Source organism: Roseobacter sinensis (assembly GCF_025755255.1).
Taxonomy (GTDB): domain Bacteria; phylum Pseudomonadota; class Alphaproteobacteria; order Rhodobacterales; family Rhodobacteraceae; genus Roseobacter; species Roseobacter sinensis.
Genome location: NZ_JALIEB010000012.1, coordinates 11703 through 28786, shown reverse-complemented (window position 1 = coordinate 28786; position 17084 = coordinate 11703). Strand labels below are relative to the sequence as shown.

Here is a 17084-nt window from a genome sequence, read left to right as displayed (position 1 = left end):
GCCGAAGCTCACCCTTCGGGCTTTTGGCCGAATGCGGGGCCGGTTCTGACAGCGCGCACGCCCGCGCGGACAATGGCGATGATGGTCACAAAGGTCATCGCCCAGAAGAACCAGGTAATCGGCCCCCGCACCAGGATCGAAGGATCGCTGCCCGACATGAGCATGGACTGGCGGAAGTTGTCCTCCAGCAAGGGGCCGAGGATGAAGGCGATCAGGAAGGGCGCCGCGGGGATGTGAAAACGCATCATCAGAAACCCGACCCAGCCCATCACGAACATCACGCCCACGTCGAAGATGTTGTTGTTGACCGCGAAGACCCCGTAGATGCAGAGCACCAGCACCGCGGGGATCAGGATCCGCTTGGGTACATCGGCCACATATTTGAAGCCTCGGATCGCCACCGATCCGATCACGAACAGGAAGACCGAGCTCACGATCAGCCCGATAAAGAGGCCGTAGATGATATCCACGTTCAGGATGAACATCATCGGGCCGGGCTGCAGCCCATGGATCATGAAGGCGCCGATGATGATGGCGGTGATCACATCCCCCGGCACGCCAAGCGCCAGAAGCGGGATCAGCGTGGCCCCCGCCACACCGTTGTTGCCCGCCTCGGACGCAGCCACGCCCTCAATCTCGCCCTTCCCGAAATTCTCGCGGTTCTTGGACGTCCTGCGCGCTTCGGAATAGCTCAGGAAGGCCGACGGTGCGGCGCCGATGCCGGGGATCGAGCCCAGAAACACACCGATGAAGCTGCCCCGCACGATGGATTTGAAGCTGCGGCGATACTCGGCGAAACTCACCCAGTTCTTGCCAAGGCGACGCGCCTTGCCCACATGGGCGGTCGGGTGCCAGACCATGGCGAGGATTTCGGGGATCGCGAAGAGCCCGATGAGCACGGCGATGAAGTTCAGCCCGCCCATCATGTTCGGATCGCCAAAGGTGAAACGGTTGGTCCCGTAGACCAGGTCGAGCCCGATGGTCGCCAACAACAGACCCAGCAGCGCCGAGAGCGCGCCGCGCAGCAGGCTCTCGCCCGAGACACCCGCGATGATGGTCAGGGAGAAGAGGATCAGGGTGAAGAACTCCGGCGGCCCGAAGCTCAGCGCGAAGGAGGCAAGCCACCCGGCGAAGAGAATGAGCGAGAGGTTCGAGATCACATCCGCCGTGCAGGAGGCCCAGAGCGCCATGCCGAGCGCGCGGCCCGCTTCGCCCTTCTCGGCCATCGGGTAGCCGTCGAGGATGGTGGCAGAGGATGCGGGCGTTCCGGGCGTCTTGATCAGGATCGCCGGGATCGCCCCGCCGAAGATGCCGCCCTTGTAGACGCCCAAAAGCAGCAGGATGCCGGTGATCGGCTGCATCGCGAAGGTGAACGGCAGCGTCAGCGCCACGGCCATGGTCGCCGACATGCCCGGGATCGCCCCGCCGATCACCCCGATGGCCACGCCCAGAAACAGCGCCAGAAAGGCTTCGATGTTGCCCACCAGGCTGAGCCCGGCGGCGATGCTGTCGACAAAGCTCACGGCAGCCTCAGAACATCGCCCTGCGGGATCGCGACCCCGGCCACATGGGCAAAGAAGGCATAGAGCACCAGTGGCACCAATACCGCGCAGACCACCGCAGTGATCCGGTGCCGCGTGCGCACGAGGAACGCCGTCGATACGAACACCAGCATCGAGGTGAGGACCATTCCAAGGCGCGGCAGCAGCAGCATCGTCAGCCCCATGATCACTGCCATGGCAGCCAAGCGGACCCATGCCGCACCGGCCTCCCCGTCCGGCTCACCCAGGGGTGCGCCGTCCCGGTCCGACCGAAAACCGGAAAAGATCAGCCCGAAGCCCGTCAGACCCGTCAACCCCGCCAGCGCATAGGGCCAGAACAACGGCGACAGGACAACGTTGCCCACATTACTCGGCGAAGACACCCATGCGGGAATGGCGTAAAGCCCAAGAAAGAGCGCAGCCAAAAGCGCGCCGATCCCAAGACGCATCTGCACCTGTCGCTCTGTCATCCGCTCTCCTCCCCCGTGGCGCCCGACCAAAAACGCCGGGCGCTTGCATCGCCCGGCGACCTCTGTCCGGATTTCAAGGCGATAGACCTAGCCTTCAATCCTCATGCCCAGATCGTCAACAAGTTTGCGGAAGGTCTCATATTGAGTCTGGATGAAATCATTCGCCTCTTCGGGTGCCATGACCCGAATGATCGATCCGCGCGCCTCCATCTTTTCGACGAAATCGGCGTCCGCAGCAGCGGCCTCCATCCACTCGGCCCATTTGGCTGCAACGTCATCGGGCAAGCCAGCCGGCCCGGCAATGCCGGTCCAGCCAACCATCTGCTCCAGCTCGGGATGCCCAAGAGAGGCTGCCGTCGGCGCGTCAAAGCCAGCCACCGGCTCGGCCGTGGTCACCATAAGCGCGCGCATCTGGCCGTTCGCCACAAACCCCGCCAGGGCCGAGCTGTTGGTGCAGAGAAAATCCGCCGTCCCGTTCAGAACCGCCGTGGCCGCAGCGCCACCGCCCTGCTGCGGGATATGTGTCGCAGCATTGGCCGCATCCTCAAGCCCGAACGCATCGAGCACCATGGCCGCCGCAAGGTGCGGCCCGGAGCCGACCCCCGAGGAGGAGAAACTCAACTCACCCGCCTGGGCCCTGGCCAGCACGTCCTCCATCGACGCGAGATCAGAATTGGCAGAGACCACGCAAGCGAACGGGTTGATCTCGTAGACCGTGACAAAACGGAAGTCCTCGAGCGTATAGGGCAGCGTTGCCTTCATCGCCGGGTTCACTGAATGCGAGCCCACGCGTGCAAAGAGCATGGTGTAACCGTCCGCATTCGCGTTCTGCACCGCAACCGAGCCGGTCGCCCCGCCCGCCCCCGTGACGTTCGCCATGACCAGCGGTTTGCCGACCGCGGCGCCCAACGGCTCGGCAATCGTGCGGGCCGAAATATCCGTCGCCCCGCCGGCCCCATAGGGGATCACCATGTTGATCGGCCGTTCCGGATACTCCGCCATCGCGGCCCCGGCCAGGCCCAGGCTCAAGGCGCAGATCGCGCCGAGTGTCTTGAATGTCATCCTATTCCTCCCAGTCGTCTCTTGTTTCCGGACCGTTCCGGGCCAAGCCGACGGCACCCTTGACAATAGGTAACCTTAAGACATGCTTTATAGAAGTAATAATAAATTACACCGCCAGTAAGGCACTCTTAAGCAAGGCTCTCTCCCGATCATGTCGATACGCACGCTTCGGACACTGATCGCCGTCTACGATCACAAGACCTTCAGTGCCGCTGCGAATGCCGTTCACATCACCCACGCCGCCGTCAGCCAGCAGATGCGTGGCCTCGAAGAGCGTTGGGGGCTCCAGCTCTTTGATCGCTCGCGGCGCACCCCCGAGCTGACACCGCTGGGCCGCGCGCTGGTTCTGAAGGCCCGCGAGGTCGTGCAGGCCTACGACCAGATGCTGCCCTCGGTTCTCGGCGAAAGCGGGGTGAGCGGCGAGGTCTCGCTTGGTGCGCTGCCCACGACGCTGACGACGATGGTGCCCTCGGCCATCTCGATGCTGGTCAGCGCCTATCCGCAAGTCCGGGTCCGGCTTTTCCCCGGGCTCAGCAACCAGCTGGTCTCGCAACTCGAACGCGGTGCGCTCGATGCGGCCATCGTCACGCGCCCGTATCTGCTGCCCGCGCGGCTCGACTTTCTCGACATCGCCGAGGAGCCTTTGCAGCTGCTCGCCTCACAAGACATCGATAGCGACGATCCGTTTCATTTGCTGACCACCTACCCGTTCATCCGCTTCAACCGCGATGCGGTTGTGGGACATATGATCGAAAGCTGGTTGCAAAAGAAGGGCATCCGCGTGACCGAGGCGATGGAGCTCGATGGGCTCGAGGCGATTTCCAGCATGGTCTTCGCCAAGCTCGGCGTGGCCATCGCCCCGCGACGCGCGGTGCAGACCAACAGCCCGCTGCCGCTCAAACGCCTGTCGCTGGGCCCGGATGCGCCCGTGCGCAGGCTTGGCCTCGCCTTTCCCCGCGACACGGTCCGCACCCCGGTTCTCAAGGCCCTGCACAGCGTTTGTCTGAAGTCCGTCGAGATCGGAGCCTTCGGCGAGGCGGCCGAGAGCGGGCCGCCTGCGTGACGGGATACGAGATCTTCTATCTGGTCATCGGTGCCATCGCGGGCGGGTTCATCAACGGGCTCGCGGGCTTTGGGACCTCGCTTTTTGCCCTGGGGTTCTTTCTGACCATCATGCCCGCAGTCGAGGCGGTGGCGATCACGGTGGTGATCTCGGTCGTCAGCGGGCTTCAAGGGCTTTGGATCGTGCGCCACGCGATCGCTCAGAACCCGCGACGCCTGGCGCGGTTCCTGCTGCCCGCAACCTTTGGAATTCCCTTGGGCATCGCATCGTTGAAACAGATCGACGTCTCGATGCTGAAGCTGCTGATCGCTTTTTTTCTGATCCTGTATGGCGGCTTCTTCACCCTGCGCCGCACCCTGCCGCGGATCGACCGACCCACGCCGGTGATCGACTGCACGGTGGGCTTTTTCTCGGGCGTGCTTGGCGGGGCCGCTTCGCTCTCTGGCGCGCTGCCCACCATGTGGTGTTCGATGCGGGCCTGGCCGCGGTACGAAACCCGCGCCGTGCTGCAGCCCTTCAACGTGACCGTACTGGGGCTGACCGCGGCGATGCTGGCCTGGAACGGCGCGTACCACGCGCAAACGCTGCTTCATATCTGCGTCGCCCTGCCCACCGCCCTGGTGGCCGCCCAGGTGGGCATCGCGGTGTTCAAGCGGCTGGACGACGCGGTCTTTCGCCGACTGCTCATCGCGGTCTGCTTCCTCTCGGGCACAGTGCTGCTGTTGCGCGAAGTGCTCTAGCCGATGACCTCGTCCGAGCGGTCATCGGTCTCGCCGTAGCGCTTCAGAACGGCCGGCTTGGTGCCTTCGTAGACCCGGTCCAGGTTCTCGGCGATCTTGGCGTTCTCGCGCTCGAAAAGGCACTCGCCGTCAAGGTTCGACGCGACGATGAAGGGGCCCATGCGGCGGGCCCGGATCACCCACATGGCCTGCGCGATGCCGAGTTCCTCATGCCAATGCACCGCCTCGACGGTCTCGACCCCGCGGCCGAGCAGGGCCCCGGTGCCGTAACCGACGGTCGAGAGGTACACCGCGCCGTTCGGCACGAAATACTCCTTGTAATCCTTTGACGACATGCCACCTTTTCCGATGATCAGCCGCGCGCCGGTCTTCGCAATCCACTCCGGCAGCCATTTGGCGAAGCGGAAGCTGGCCGTGGCGGTGACGGCCCCGAGATCGAAGGAGCCATCCTCACGGATCACCGCAGCAGGTGAGCAGTGGAAGTTGGCCGCGCTCTGCGACGGCAGTTCCATGGGGATGTTGGCTTTCTGCTCCAGCGCGCGCATGTAGACCCCTTCGCGGGCCGTGTAGATCAGTCCGTCGAGGTAGACGATATCGCCCAGCCGCAAATCCGCCACCGCCTCCGCAGTGGGGGTGGTTGACAATATGACTTCGCGAATCTTCATTCGGCCGCCTCCTGTACAGGATCCCATTCGACGGTCTCGCGGCGCTGGTAAGGTGTAAACCAATCCGGGTCCGTCCGATGCTCCACCCGCCCGTCCGGGAAGAGCCGGGCGACCGCCCGGCGCGACGACAGGCAAAAGGCATGCACCGACATCTGCATGCCACCCGTGTGGCAATAACCGACTTCAATGTTGCAGTCTATCACCATGTTTTTGCCGACAAATCCCATGGCTCCCATACCGATCGAGTTGCCAAGCTCCTTGAACTCATCCTCCATCGCCGCGATCTTCGGGTCAGCATTGCGGCTGCCGACGGTACGCAGGATCGACGCGCGTTTGCCCAGCACCATGCAGGTGTCCTTGGAGCCCCCCAAACCGATGCCGATGATCGCGGGCTGACATGCCAGACCCCGTTTGCCGAACGCCACCAGACTGTCGAGGTAGAAGCGCTTGATCCCTTCAATGCCATCCGAGGGAAACAGCATCCGATAGTCGGTACCGAAAAGCCCGCCCTTGTGCACGGTGATGAGATCAATCCACTCGCCCTCGGGCTCGAACCCATATTCGATCTCCGGCGCGCCGATCCCGACGTTGTTGTTGTGATCCGTCCGCCAGAGCGGATGCACCCGGTTGGGCCGCAGCGGAACCGACGCGGTGGCATGGGCCGTTGCGCGCCGCAGTGCCGCCTCAAGTGCCACGAAGCCCCCTTCAATCCGGGCGTCATTGCCCAGCTTCACGAACCAGCGCGGCACGCCGGTGTCGCCGCACATCGCCCGGCGATCCTCCTTCGCGGCCTCGTAGTTGTCCAGCATCGCCTTGAGCACGAAGGACGACAGATCCCCGTCTTCCGTCGCAGCCGCGGCCTTGAGCCCGTCGAGATAGTCCTGCGGGATCTCGATGGCAGCCTTGTCCATGAGCGTCTGGGCCGTGCTTTCGATGAGACTAATCGGGATCATCGGCTCGGTGTAGCCTTTCTATGTTGTTCTTCAATAGGCCCCAACGTTCAACCTTACCTGGGCCCTCGCTTCGACGTGTCTGATCGTCGAAAGCGATAGCGCCAGCGCGGACAAGATACTGCCGAAGAGTATCATCATCAAAGCCCCGAACATGGCGCTTGATGGTATCGAAGCTCCGCAACTCCCAACCCTGCTTATCTAACAACTGAGTAATCGCTGTTTCCACGGCGTGCTCGAGCTTCAATTCTTCGCGTATTCGCTGTTTCTCGTTCTTCGCGGCAAACAGCGCGGTAAAATATGCAACAACTACCGCCGTTAAGACTCCAAGAACCCACTCCATCTAGTTTATCCTTTCATTGTGCTGCCACCAGGGTTTCGGGCTCGCCCTCCGGCAGGATGGTCTCACCGGGGCGAACGATTGAGAAATCAACGGCTTCGCGGGTGACGCTCACGTCATTTCCCTGTTGCCGGGCGACGGTAAAATACGACTCTTCCATGGCGCCTGCGTCGGGGAAATCCTCGCGGTAATGCGCGCCGCGAGAGTTTTCACGGGCCAGCCCGGCCTTGGCGATCACCTCCGAGACATCGCATAGGCTCGCCATGTTCAGCCAGTCATGCCAGGTGAGGTTGAAGGCCAGGTTGTCCGCGGCCACGCCGACCTGCATCAGCTCGTCGCGGATGGCGGCAACCCGCTCCAACCCGCGGCGCATGCCTGCCGCGGTGCGCATCACGCCCACGTCCTCCCACATCGCCTCCTGAAGCCGGTTGCGCAGCGGCTGGACCAGATCTGCCGCTCGGCCGAGCGGTCGGGTCGCGCGGGCCAGTTCCGCCGCGAGCACGTCTTCATCCGGATCGCGCAAGGCACCCATGCTGCGGATGTCAGCGCCCATGGTATCCCCGGCGATGCCGCCGTAGACGGTGGAATTGGCCACACCGTTGCCACCGAGGCGGTTCGATCCATGGGCCCCGCCCGCATCCTCTCCGGCCACATAGAGCCCTTCCAGCGCCGTGCGCGTATCCACGTCAACCACCACACCACCCATGAAGTAATGCGCGGTCGGCACAACCTCGACCAAACCAGCGGCGAGGTCAAAGCCGCTGTCCGCGCAGCGCTTCACCATGCCCTTGAACTTGGCGCGCACGTTCTCCGGCCCGAGGTGTGCCATGGAGATGAACATGCCGACCTGATCCGGGTCATTACTCTTGCGCATCTCGGCGTAGATGCCGCGGCTAACCACATCGCGCGTTGCGCGTTCGCCCTTGGCGTCATAGTCGAACATGAAGCGCTGACCGGCGGCGTTCAGCAACTGCCCACCTGCGCCCCGCAGGCCCTCTTCCAGCACCGTTCCGGTCATGCGGCTCTGCGGGCCGGCCAGCAGGCCCGTGGGGTGGAACTGCACCATCTCCATGTCGCGAAGCGGCAGGCCCACCCGCAGCGCCATGGCGAGCCCGTCCATCGTCTTGTCACCCGACGGCGTGTGATACTTGTACATGGTCGGCCCGCCACCCGTGGCCATCAGCACCGTCTTGGCGCGCACGAAGCGAAAGCGCCCGGTGCGCATGTCGATCATCAGCACACCCGCGAGCGCGCCGCCGTCTTTCGTGGGGATCAGCCCCACCGCCCGGTGCTCCTGCAGCTTCTCGACCGGGCGGCTCAACACCTGCTCCATCAGCCGGTTGATGATCTCGATGCCGGTCAGATCGCCCTTGTGCACCGTGCGATCCGCCGTCTGTCCGGCGAAGGCCTTCTGGTGAAGCGTGCCGTCCGGGTTGCGGTCAAAGAAGCAGCCGATCTCGTTTTCCAGCTCGCGGATGCGCACGACCGCCTGTTCGCACAGCCGCCAGGCCATGTCCTGGTTGGGCAGCCACTTGCCACCCTCGATCGTGTCCATGAAATGGCGCTCGACCGTATCGCCACCGCCCAGGGCCACGTTGTAGCCACCCTGCACCATCCGCGTGCAGCCGCATTTGCCGATCAGCCCCTTCACCGCAATGGTGATCTTCGTGCCCTCCGGCGCGGCTTGCTGGGCGTGAAGTGCCGCAAAGAGCCCCGCGCCACCGGTGCCGAGGATCAGGATATCCGTGTCATGCCGGTCGATCTGCATCCTCACACCACCTGCAAGAAGAACGCGCCAGAAATGAGGGCCGCCACGCTCACGGCGCCGGCGGCCAGTGTCTTCTGCGGCGCTGACCAGGGCAGCCACTCCAGCGCAATCAATCGAAGCCCGCCGAACATGTGCACGGCCAGCAGGAAGACCAGGCCGAATTCCGCCAGCTTCGCAATGGGTTGCTCCGTGAAGCTGAGAAACCGGTTCAATCGCTCCGGTTGGGTCAGCGCCAGCGACAGCACCCAAAAGTGCAGCGGCAGGAAGAGGGCCAGCGCAAGACCGGAGACCCGGTGCAGCACGAAGGCGAGCCACAGCGGATGTGCGCGCGCAGGCCTCATGCCCCCCCGCTCCAGGTGACCGCGATCACGGCCTGACCCCCCATCGCCAGCAGGAGAAAGGCAATGCCCCACGTGGCCGCGCGCAGCGCCCAGCCGCCAAGGCCAAGCGTCTCGTGCAGGATCACCCGCAGGCCGATTGCGGCATGCAGCGACACCGCCAGCACGAAGCTGCCGTAGAACAGAAACCAGAAGATGGAGCCCTGCGTGCGCCCCAAGATCTCCTCTGCCGTCAGCCCGCCCTGCACCGCGTAGATCATCACCGCGATGTGGCCAAGCGTCAGCGGCGCCATGATCAGGGCGGTGATCCGCTGGAGCATGTAGAGGCGCAGGTCGAGCATCAGCCGCGCCTCCTGCGGAAAAAGGTGCGCGCTGTCTCGCGTTTCAGCCCAGCGATGGCGGACATCGGGTCGAGGTCGTTCGGGCAAAAGGCCGTGCAACTCCCCATCGAATGACAATTGTGGCACCCTCCGGTGCCTGAGACGGCATCGAGGATCTGGTCGCGCGCGCCGTGTTTGCCGTCGTTCAGCAGGGTCCAGGCGCGTTGCAGCGCGGCGGGGCCCAAGTAGTCGGGATTGCCTGCCACGGTGTCACAGGCCGCGTAGCATATCGCGCAGTTGATGCATTCGATCCCCGCGCTGGCTTCCAGGCGGGCGGTTTCCTCGGGGTTCACAGGCGGGATCGGCTCGTCCCGCGTGGCACTCGGCGCATGCACCCCACCTGCGGTCACCCATTTGTCGAAGAACGGATCCATGTCGGTGGCCAGGTCCTTGATCACCGGCAGGTTCCGCAACGGCCCGATGCGCACCTTTCCCTCCTTCACGACCTTTCTCACGTGGGTCCGGCAGGTCCAGCGCGGCTGATCATTGACCATCATCGCACAGGAGCCGCACATACCAACCCGACAGGCAAACCGATAGGTCAGCGACGCATCCGCATAGTGCTGAATCCAGGAGACGACATCCAGAACGGTCTGGTTCTCCTGGGCCGGAACCTCATAGGTGCGATAGCGGCCCTGCGCGGATGCTCCACGCCAGACCGACACCTGCAAAACATCGCTATCACGACCCAAACCGGCGTCCTGTCTTGTGACTGTTCCCGTTGGGCCTATGGTATAACCACCGGAATACCTAACGAGAAGGAATATGTTCTTATGATTTCCGTAAGAATAGCTTTCAAAACGCAGGGTCCCTGCCATGGCTGATGCGTCCTTGCCCGCGCTCTTCTCAAAGCGGTTCGGCGATACGCCGCGGGTGCCGGCAGAGCTCGCAGACAACGCCGCGCTGAAACGGCTGGCGGGGCGGGCCTCCTGCCGACATTTCAACGATCGGACCGTCGATCTCGACCTGCTTGAGACACTCTGCGCCGCGGCCCTGTCGGCGCCCTCCAAAAGCGATCTGCAGCAGCGCGATATCCTGATCGTCACGGACGCCGATCTGCGCGCAGCCCTGAAGTCACTGCTCGCCGCTCAGCAGTGGATCGCCGAGGCCCCCTCCATGGTCGTGTTTCTCGCCAATAACCGCCGGCAACGGCAGATCCAGGCGTGGCACGGCCAACCCTTCCCGAATGATCATCTGGATGCCTTCTTCAACGCCAGCCTCGATGCAGGGATCGCACTCGCGACCTTCCTCGCGGCCGCGGAAGCCGCAGGCCTTGGGTGCTGCCCGATCAGCACGATCCGCAACCATCTTCCGGAGGTCAGGGATCTGCTGCGCCTGCCCGATCACGTGTTCCCCGTCGCGGCGATGGCCGTTGGCCACCCCGCAGGCCCGCAACGCGTCAGCGCCCGGTTGCCGCTTGCCGCGACCGTGCACCACAACCACTTCGACGACTGCACCCAGGCTCACGTCACCGCCTACGACACCCGCCGCCTCGATAGGGCGGAGGGGCCGGGCTGGTCCGAGGCGAAGGCCCGGATGTATGCCGCCCCACAGCGCACCGACTTCGGTGCCTTCATCCGCGCCATCGGCTTCAAGCTCGAATGAGATCGCTCAGAGGACGACGTCGAAGGTGGTCTTCAGCTTCGTGACGATCTCGTCGATGTGGTGGTCTTCGAGGATAAAGGGGGGCGCCAGCAGCACGTGGTCCCCCTGCCGCCCGTCCACCGTGCCGCCCATCGGGTAGCAGGCAAGGCCGTTCGACATTGCGGTCTGCTTGATGGTCTTGTTGATGCCCTTCGCCGGATCGAAGGGCTTTTTCGTTGCACGATCCTCGACGATCTCGAGCCCGCGGAAGAGCCCGCGCCCACGCACATCGCCGATGTGCGGATGCTGGCCGAATTCCGACTGCAGGGCCGACTGCAGTTTCTCCCCCATCACGGCACAACGTTGCACCAACCCGCCGGTCAGTTTCTTCAGCACAGCATTGCCCGCCGCACAGGCGGTCGGGTGGCCGATGTACGTGTGCCCGTGCTGGAAGAAACCGGATCCCTCCGCGATGGCCTGGTGGATGCTGTCCGTGCACATCATGGCCCCAATGGGCTGATACCCCGCACCCAACCCCTTGGCTATGGTGACGATATCCGCCGTGATGCCTTCCTGCTCATGCGCGAAGAGCGTGCCGGTGCGGCCCATCCCGCACATGACCTCATCGAGGATCAGCAGGATGCCGTATTGGTCGCAGATCTCGCGGATGCGCTTGAAGTAGCCCTCGACGGGCGGCACGGCACCCAGTGTCGCACCGACGACCGGTTCGGCCACAAAACCGATGACCGTTTCGGGACCCAGCCGCTGCAACTCCTCTTCCAACTCGTTGGCGACGCGCTGGCCGTAGTCGAAAGCGCTCTCGCCCTCGTCCTGCCCACGATAGGCATAGCAGGGAGAAATCAAAGAGGTCTCGACCATGATCGGCGCGAAGGCCTGCTTGCGCCACACATTGCCACCGGTGGCCAAGGCCCCGAGCGTGTTGCCGTGATAGCTCTGCCGCCGGGCAACGAAGTGGCGCCGCTCCGGCTGGCCGATCTCGACGAAGTACTGCCGGGCAAGCTTCAGCGCCGCCTCAACCGCCTCGGATCCGCCGGAGACGAAATAGACCTTGTCGAGCGCGCCGGGGGCCTCTGCGACGAGGCGATCCGCCAGCTCTTCCGCCGGCTCGGAGGTGAAAAAGCTGGTATGTGCATAGGCCAGCTGCGCCACCTGCGCCTGGATCGCGGCGATCACATCCGGGTCGCCGTGCCCAAGACAGGAGACCGCGGCCCCGCCCGATCCATCGAAATACTCTTTTCCATCAGCGTCATAGAGGTACGTACCTTTACCTATAGACGCACGCCGAAGATCGGTTTTAGAGTGCCTTGCAAAGACGTGTGACATTGGGAATCTCCCCCGTTTCGCTGCCAATTGTGAAGCATATGGAGCCCGTGTCGACAATGCGCTGGAACGGACGACTTCATCACGACAGGATTCACGATGGCTTGGGGGGCATGCGTGACCGGACGACTGGATGGCAGAACATCATCGTGCTTGGGCGCAGGCGGCGGCGGGTTAAACCGGCCCGCGACACGCCTGCACGGCCATGTAACGGGGCACGCCGAGCCGGTCCTCGCAACATACGCCCGAGCGACTTGGGGCGACATGTGGCACGCGCTTTGGTGCACCGCACCACGCCAGGACGGGCCTGGGGCGGGCAGAGGCATCGACCTTAGGCCCGAAGTCGCGAAGCTGGAACACAGCAACCGCCGTTTACAACCAGTGCGGGACGGCTGATAAACGATCCATAATCCAAATAAGGGAGAAAACTATGTTCAAAGGATTGAAGCTTACGGTCGCGGGTGCGGCGGTCGCGGTTCTGACCGCGCCGGTGGCCATGGCCGAAGAGTTCATCACCATCGGAACGGGTGGTGTCACCGGGGTCTACTACCCCACCGGTGGCGCGATCTGCCGCCTGGTGAACAAGGGCCGGAAAGAGCACGGCATCCGCTGCTCGGTCGAATCGACCGGCGGCTCGGTCTACAACATCAACACCATCCGCGCGGGCGAGTTGGAGTTCGGCGTGGCGCAGTCCGACTGGCAGTACCATGCCTACAACGGCACATCGCAGTTCGAGGAACAGGGTCCCTTCGAGGACCTGCGCGCGGTCTTCTCGGTGCACCCGGAGCCCTTCACCGTTGTCGCCCGTGCCGATGCCGGCATCAGCAGCTTTGCCGATCTGAAAGGCAAGCGGGTCAATATCGGCAACCCCGGCTCCGGCCAGCGTGGCACCATGGAAGTGGTCATGGAGAAGATGGGCTGGGAGATGTCCGATCTGGCTCTGGCGTCCGAGCTGAAGGCGGCAGAGCAGTCTGCGGCGCTCTGCGACAACCAGATCGACGCGATGATCTACACCGTTGGGCACCCCTCCGGTTCGATCCAGGAAGCCACAACCGCCTGCGATTCCGTGCTGGTTGAAGTCTCCGGCGCGGAAATCGACGCGCTGATCGGTGATAACTCCTACTACCGCTCCGCCAAGATCCCCGGCGGCATGTATCGCGGCACCGATGCTGACGTGGCCACATTCGGTGTGGGCGCAACCTTCGTGACGTCGGCGGCTGTGTCGGAAGACGCGGTTTACGCGGTTGTCTCGGCGGTCTTCGACAACTTCGAAGATTTCAAGAAACTGCACCCGGCCTTTGCCAACCTGACAGCGGAAGAAATGGCCACAGCCGGCCTGTCGGCGCCGCTGCATCCGGGTGCCGAGAAGTACTACAAGGAAAAAGGCTGGATCGAATAATCTGATCCGATGCCGAACCAGAGGGCGGTGCGCCGCCCTCTGACGCCCACCAACGGGCACCACACGACATAAGCCACACCTCAAAAAAACCGTGGCACGTCAGGGAGACAGCACAATGACAGATAAGACCAGCGGTGGCCGTGCGCTGACCGAAGAAGAACTTCAGGACCTCGTCTCGTCCTCTGACGCCGGGGCCCGAAACCCCGCCGGGTCCGTGGGTACCTTTCTGGCCATTGTCGCCATCGTCTGGTCGCTGTTTCAGGTCATGCTGGCGTCACCGCTGTCGAACCAGCTGCTGCCCGGCTCGGTCATCAACAACTCGCGGCAGATCCACCTGGCCTTTGCCATTTTCCTGGCCTTCATGGCCTACCCGATGCTGAAATCCAGCCCGCGCCACTACATCCCGATCCATGATTGGATCTTGGCGCTCGCGGGCACCTTCATCGCGCTCTACGGCTATATCTTCTACGACAAGATCGTGAATTCCGGCGGCCTGGCCGATGACACCGACAAGTGGTTTGCGCTTGTGGGCTTGATCATCCTTTTTGAAGGTGCGCGCCGCGCGCTTGGCCCCGCAATGGCGATCATCGCCACGATCTTCCTGCTTTATGTCTTCTTTGGCTCCTCGCAAGCTGTGCCGGACGTGATCCGCTGGAAAGGCGCCTCGCTGCAGAAAGCGATGAGCCATATGTGGATCACCTCCGAAGGGGTCTTTGGCATCGCCTTGGGCGTCTCGACGAAATTCGTGTTCCTCTTCGTGCTCTTCGGTGCCCTGCTCGATAAGGCGGGCGCGGGCAACTACTTCATCAAAATGGCCTTTGGTGCACTCGGTCACCTGCGCGGCGGCCCGGCGAAAGCCGCTGTTGTGGGGTCGGCTGCGACCGGCCTCATCTCCGGGTCGTCCATCGCCAATGTGGTCACTACCGGCACCTTCACCATCCCGCTGATGAAGCGCGTGGGCTTTTCGTCTGAGAAAGGCGGCGCGGTCGAGGTGGCCTCGTCGGTGAATGGTCAGATCATGCCGCCCGTCATGGGCGCTGCGGCCTTCCTGATGGTGGAATACGTGGGCATCTCCTACGTCGAGGTGATCACCCACGCCTTCCTGCCGGCCGCGATTTCCTATATTGCGCTCGTGTACATCGTGCATCTGGAGGCGGTGAAGAACAACATGCCGACGCTGGGCAACCGCGTTGTTTCGATGGGCAAGACCATCGGCGGCATGGCGGCCTTCTTCGTGGGCTTCGCGCTACTCTGCTACGGCGTACAATACCCCGTGCGCTGGATCACCTCGGCACTGCCAAACTCTGGCCTGCTGCTCTCAGGCCTCGTGTTCCTCGCCTATGCCATCTTGCTTTTTTTCGCGGCCAAGGTGCCGGATCTGGAGCCCGATGACCCCAACGCCGAGGAAATCGAACTGCCCGTGGTGGGTGAGATCTACAAGGCGGGCCTCTACTTCCTGCTGCCGATCATCGTGTTGGTCTACTTCCTGATGATCGAGCAGAAATCCCCCGGCCTCTCGGCCTTCTGGGCCACGATATTATTGTTCGTGATCCTGCTGACCCAGAAGCCGCTGAAGTCCATCTTCCGGGGCGAGAACGACATGGCCAACGCCTTCAGAGATGGTGTCGTAGACCTGCTGCAGGGTCTCATCGACGGCGCGCGCAATATGATCGGCATCGGCCTCGCGACGGCGACCGCCGGTGTGATCGTGGGCACCGTGACACTGACCGGTGTGGGTCAGGTCATGGCCGATCTGGTGGAGTTCCTCTCCGGCGGGCGGTTGGTGCTGATGCTGATCATGGTGGGGCTCCTCAGCCTCATCCTCGGCATGGGCCTGCCCACCACGGCGAACTACATCGTGGTCTCCTCGCTGATGGCGGGCGTGGTTGTGGAACTGGGTGCGCAATCGGGGCTGATTGTGCCGCTGATCGCCGTGCACCTCTTCGTGTTCTACTTCGGGATCATGGCGGATGTGACGCCGCCAGTGGGGCTTGCGAGTTTCGCCGCCGCTGCCGTCTCGGGCGGGGATGCGATCCGCACAGGGTTTATCGCGTTTTTCTACAGCCTGCGCACGGTCGCTCTGCCCTTCGTGTTCATCTTCAACACCGATCTGCTGTTGATCGACGTGGGATGGGCGCAGGGGATACTCGTGTTCATCACCGCGACCATAGCAATCCTGGTCTTCACCGCGGGCACCATGGGCTACTTCCTGACCCGCAACCGGATCTACGAGAGCATCGTGCTGATCTTCATCGCCTTCGCGCTCTTCCGGCCGGATTTCTTCATGAACCGCATCCAGCCGCCGTTCGAAGACATCGCGCCGCAGCAGTTCGCCGAGAAGGTTGAAGAAGCCCCGGCAGGACGCGAGTTCCGCGTGGTGGTCAGCGGACCGGACTTCGACACCGGCGAGATCACCGAAACCACGCTGCTCGTCGCCATCGGGGATGAGGCGCCTGGCACGCGGATGGATACTTTCGGCCTGCTGACGCTGGAGGAAGGGGATCAGATCGTGCTGGAAGAACCGCTCTTCGGCACGCCCTATGCGGAGACCTTCCAGGCCTATGACTTCTATGGCGATGCGTTCGTGACTATCAAGGAGGTCAAAGCACCTGCCGATCAGATGCCGAAGGAGTTGATCTTCCTGCCAGCCCTGCTGCTCGGTCTCGTGGTGCTGCTGCAGCGCGGCCGCATGGGCAAGGAAGACACACCCGAAGGAGCCACAGCATGAGCCGCCCCGTTCTCTGCGCCATCGACGTCAGCCACAAGGGTCAGGACGCCGACGTTCTCCGCGTGGCCAAGAAGCTGGCGGACCTTGATGGGGCGACGCTCGATGTCATGACGGTCGTGCCGGACTTCGGCGAAAGCATCGTCGGCAGCTTCTTCGAGCAGGATCACCACGAAAGAGCCGTAGCCGAGGCGCGCCAGTTGCTCAGCGATGAGGTGACTGCCGCCATCGGGGCCGATGTCGACGCGATGGTCCGGCATGTGGTGGCGACCGGCAAGGCCTATGAGGAGATCCTGCATGTCGCGCGCGAGACCGATTGCGGGCTCATCGTGATCGGCGCGCATAAGCCGGACTTTAAGGACTACCTGCTGGGGCCCAATGCCGCCCGCGTGGTGCGGCACTCCAATTGCAGCGTTCATGTGGTGCGCCCGTAGTGGTGTTCAAAGACCGTTGACTTGAGCGCGTCCGCAACCGGGCGCGTTTCTTTTTTGCACCCGCTTCTACGCCGTCTCTCCAGAGGTGATCATTTGTACCCGACAATGGCTGGGCACCACACCCAGCGATGATCGCATCCGGCTTTCAACCTGAGACATCCAACAGCTCTATTGAAGCGCCGCCCGTTTGGCCGAGGGCGAACCTTGGGTTTGACGGGGGGCGGGACAGCGCGGCGCAACAGGGCCTGTTGCGCGGGCGCTCTGATCGAAGCGCTGTGTCTCAG

17 protein-coding genes are annotated in these 17084 nt (G+C 63.3%); 6 read left to right on the top strand and 11 right to left on the bottom strand.

The window, feature by feature from the left end; all coding sequences use genetic code 11:
• Window positions 1-8: 8 nt before the first annotated feature.
• The 3 genes from MUB52_RS16680 to MUB52_RS16670 all read right to left on the bottom strand — a co-directional run bounded on the left by MUB52_RS16680 (window position 9) and on the right by MUB52_RS16670 (window position 3073).
• Window positions 9-1523, bottom strand: a complete 1515-nt coding sequence (locus MUB52_RS16680; RefSeq protein ID WP_263845381.1) for a tripartite tricarboxylate transporter permease — start codon at window positions 1521-1523, stop codon at window positions 9-11.
• A complete protein-coding gene (locus tag MUB52_RS16675) occupies window positions 1520-2011 on the bottom strand; it encodes a tripartite tricarboxylate transporter TctB family protein (RefSeq protein WP_263845380.1) in 492 nt (163 codons plus the stop codon). Before MUB52_RS16675 ends, MUB52_RS16680 begins: the two co-directional genes overlap by 4 nt.
• Before the next feature lie 87 nt (window positions 2012-2098).
• Complete coding sequence (locus MUB52_RS16670; protein WP_263845379.1) at window positions 2099-3073, bottom strand: Bug family tripartite tricarboxylate transporter substrate binding protein; 975 nt, start codon at window positions 3071-3073, stop codon at window positions 2099-2101.
• A 151-nt stretch (window positions 3074-3224) separates the two neighbouring features.
• On the opposite strand from MUB52_RS16670, the gene MUB52_RS16665 reads away from it, so the two are divergent.
• Both MUB52_RS16665 and MUB52_RS16660 read left to right on the top strand, forming a co-directional pair.
• On the top strand, window positions 3225-4136 hold the full coding sequence (locus tag MUB52_RS16665; protein ID WP_263845378.1) for a LysR substrate-binding domain-containing protein: 912 nt from the start codon (window positions 3225-3227) through the stop codon (window positions 4134-4136).
• Window positions 4133-4876 carry a sulfite exporter TauE/SafE family protein gene (locus tag MUB52_RS16660; protein ID WP_263845377.1) on the top strand — a complete coding sequence of 248 codons (744 nt, stop codon included), beginning with the start codon at window positions 4133-4135 and terminating at the stop codon, window positions 4874-4876. The genes MUB52_RS16665 and MUB52_RS16660 overlap by 4 nt, the downstream gene beginning before the upstream one ends.
• Here the strand turns inward: MUB52_RS16660 and MUB52_RS16655 are convergent.
• Genes MUB52_RS16655 through MUB52_RS16625 form a run of 7 tightly spaced genes read right to left on the bottom strand, consistent with a single transcriptional unit; the run spans window position 4873 to window position 10009 of the window.
• On the bottom strand, window positions 4873-5541 hold the full coding sequence (locus tag MUB52_RS16655; RefSeq protein ID WP_263845376.1) for a fumarate hydratase C-terminal domain-containing protein: 669 nt from the start codon (window positions 5539-5541) through the stop codon (window positions 4873-4875). The two genes, MUB52_RS16660 and MUB52_RS16655, sit on opposite strands and share 4 nt — an antisense overlap.
• The gene (locus tag MUB52_RS16650; protein ID WP_263845375.1) at window positions 5538-6494 is read right to left on the bottom strand and encodes a fumarate hydratase; all 957 of its coding nucleotides are present in this window, start codon (window positions 6492-6494) and stop codon (window positions 5538-5540) included. Before MUB52_RS16650 ends, MUB52_RS16655 begins: the two co-directional genes overlap by 4 nt.
• Complete coding sequence (locus tag MUB52_RS16645) at window positions 6481-6834, bottom strand: hypothetical protein (protein ID WP_263845374.1); 354 nt, start codon at window positions 6832-6834, stop codon at window positions 6481-6483. Before MUB52_RS16645 ends, MUB52_RS16650 begins: the two co-directional genes overlap by 14 nt.
• A gap of 13 nt (window positions 6835-6847) precedes the next feature.
• Window positions 6848-8599, bottom strand: coding sequence for an L-aspartate oxidase (locus MUB52_RS16640; RefSeq protein ID WP_263845373.1), 1752 nt, complete (start codon window positions 8597-8599; stop codon window positions 6848-6850).
• 2 nt (window positions 8600-8601) lie between these two features.
• Window positions 8602-8940: a succinate dehydrogenase, cytochrome b556 subunit gene (gene sdhC, locus MUB52_RS16635; RefSeq protein WP_263845372.1), complete on the bottom strand. Its 339-nt coding sequence runs from the start codon at window positions 8938-8940 to the stop codon at window positions 8602-8604.
• On the bottom strand, window positions 8937-9278 hold the full coding sequence (locus MUB52_RS16630) for a succinate dehydrogenase (protein WP_263845371.1): 342 nt from the start codon (window positions 9276-9278) through the stop codon (window positions 8937-8939). The genes sdhC and MUB52_RS16630 overlap by 4 nt, the downstream gene beginning before the upstream one ends.
• Window positions 9278-10009: a succinate dehydrogenase/fumarate reductase iron-sulfur subunit gene (locus tag MUB52_RS16625; protein WP_263845370.1), complete on the bottom strand. Its 732-nt coding sequence runs from the start codon at window positions 10007-10009 to the stop codon at window positions 9278-9280. The genes MUB52_RS16630 and MUB52_RS16625 overlap by 1 nt, the downstream gene beginning before the upstream one ends.
• Window positions 10010-10133: 124 nt before the next feature.
• On the opposite strand from MUB52_RS16625, the gene MUB52_RS16620 reads away from it, so the two are divergent.
• Window positions 10134-10922: a nitroreductase family protein gene (locus tag MUB52_RS16620; RefSeq protein ID WP_263845369.1), complete on the top strand. Its 789-nt coding sequence runs from the start codon at window positions 10134-10136 to the stop codon at window positions 10920-10922.
• 6 nt (window positions 10923-10928) lie between these two features.
• On the opposite strand, the gene MUB52_RS16615 is transcribed toward MUB52_RS16620, so the two are convergent.
• Window positions 10929-12245: an aspartate aminotransferase family protein gene (locus MUB52_RS16615; RefSeq protein WP_263845368.1), complete on the bottom strand. Its 1317-nt coding sequence runs from the start codon at window positions 12243-12245 to the stop codon at window positions 10929-10931.
• 427 nt (window positions 12246-12672) lie between these two features.
• Between MUB52_RS16615 and MUB52_RS16610 the strand changes: the two genes are divergently transcribed.
• The 3 genes from MUB52_RS16610 to MUB52_RS16600 all read left to right on the top strand — a co-directional run bounded on the left by MUB52_RS16610 (window position 12673) and on the right by MUB52_RS16600 (window position 16800).
• Entirely contained in the window at window positions 12673-13641 is a 969-nt protein-coding gene (locus MUB52_RS16610; protein ID WP_263845367.1) for a TAXI family TRAP transporter solute-binding subunit, read from the top strand.
• Between the two features lie 115 nt (window positions 13642-13756).
• Entirely contained in the window at window positions 13757-16369 is a 2613-nt protein-coding gene (locus MUB52_RS16605; RefSeq protein ID WP_263845366.1) for a TRAP transporter permease, read from the top strand.
• The gene (locus MUB52_RS16600) at window positions 16366-16800 is read left to right on the top strand and encodes a universal stress protein (RefSeq protein WP_263845365.1); all 435 of its coding nucleotides are present in this window, start codon (window positions 16366-16368) and stop codon (window positions 16798-16800) included. Before MUB52_RS16605 ends, MUB52_RS16600 begins: the two co-directional genes overlap by 4 nt.
• The last annotated feature ends 284 nt before the right edge of the window (window positions 16801-17084 follow it).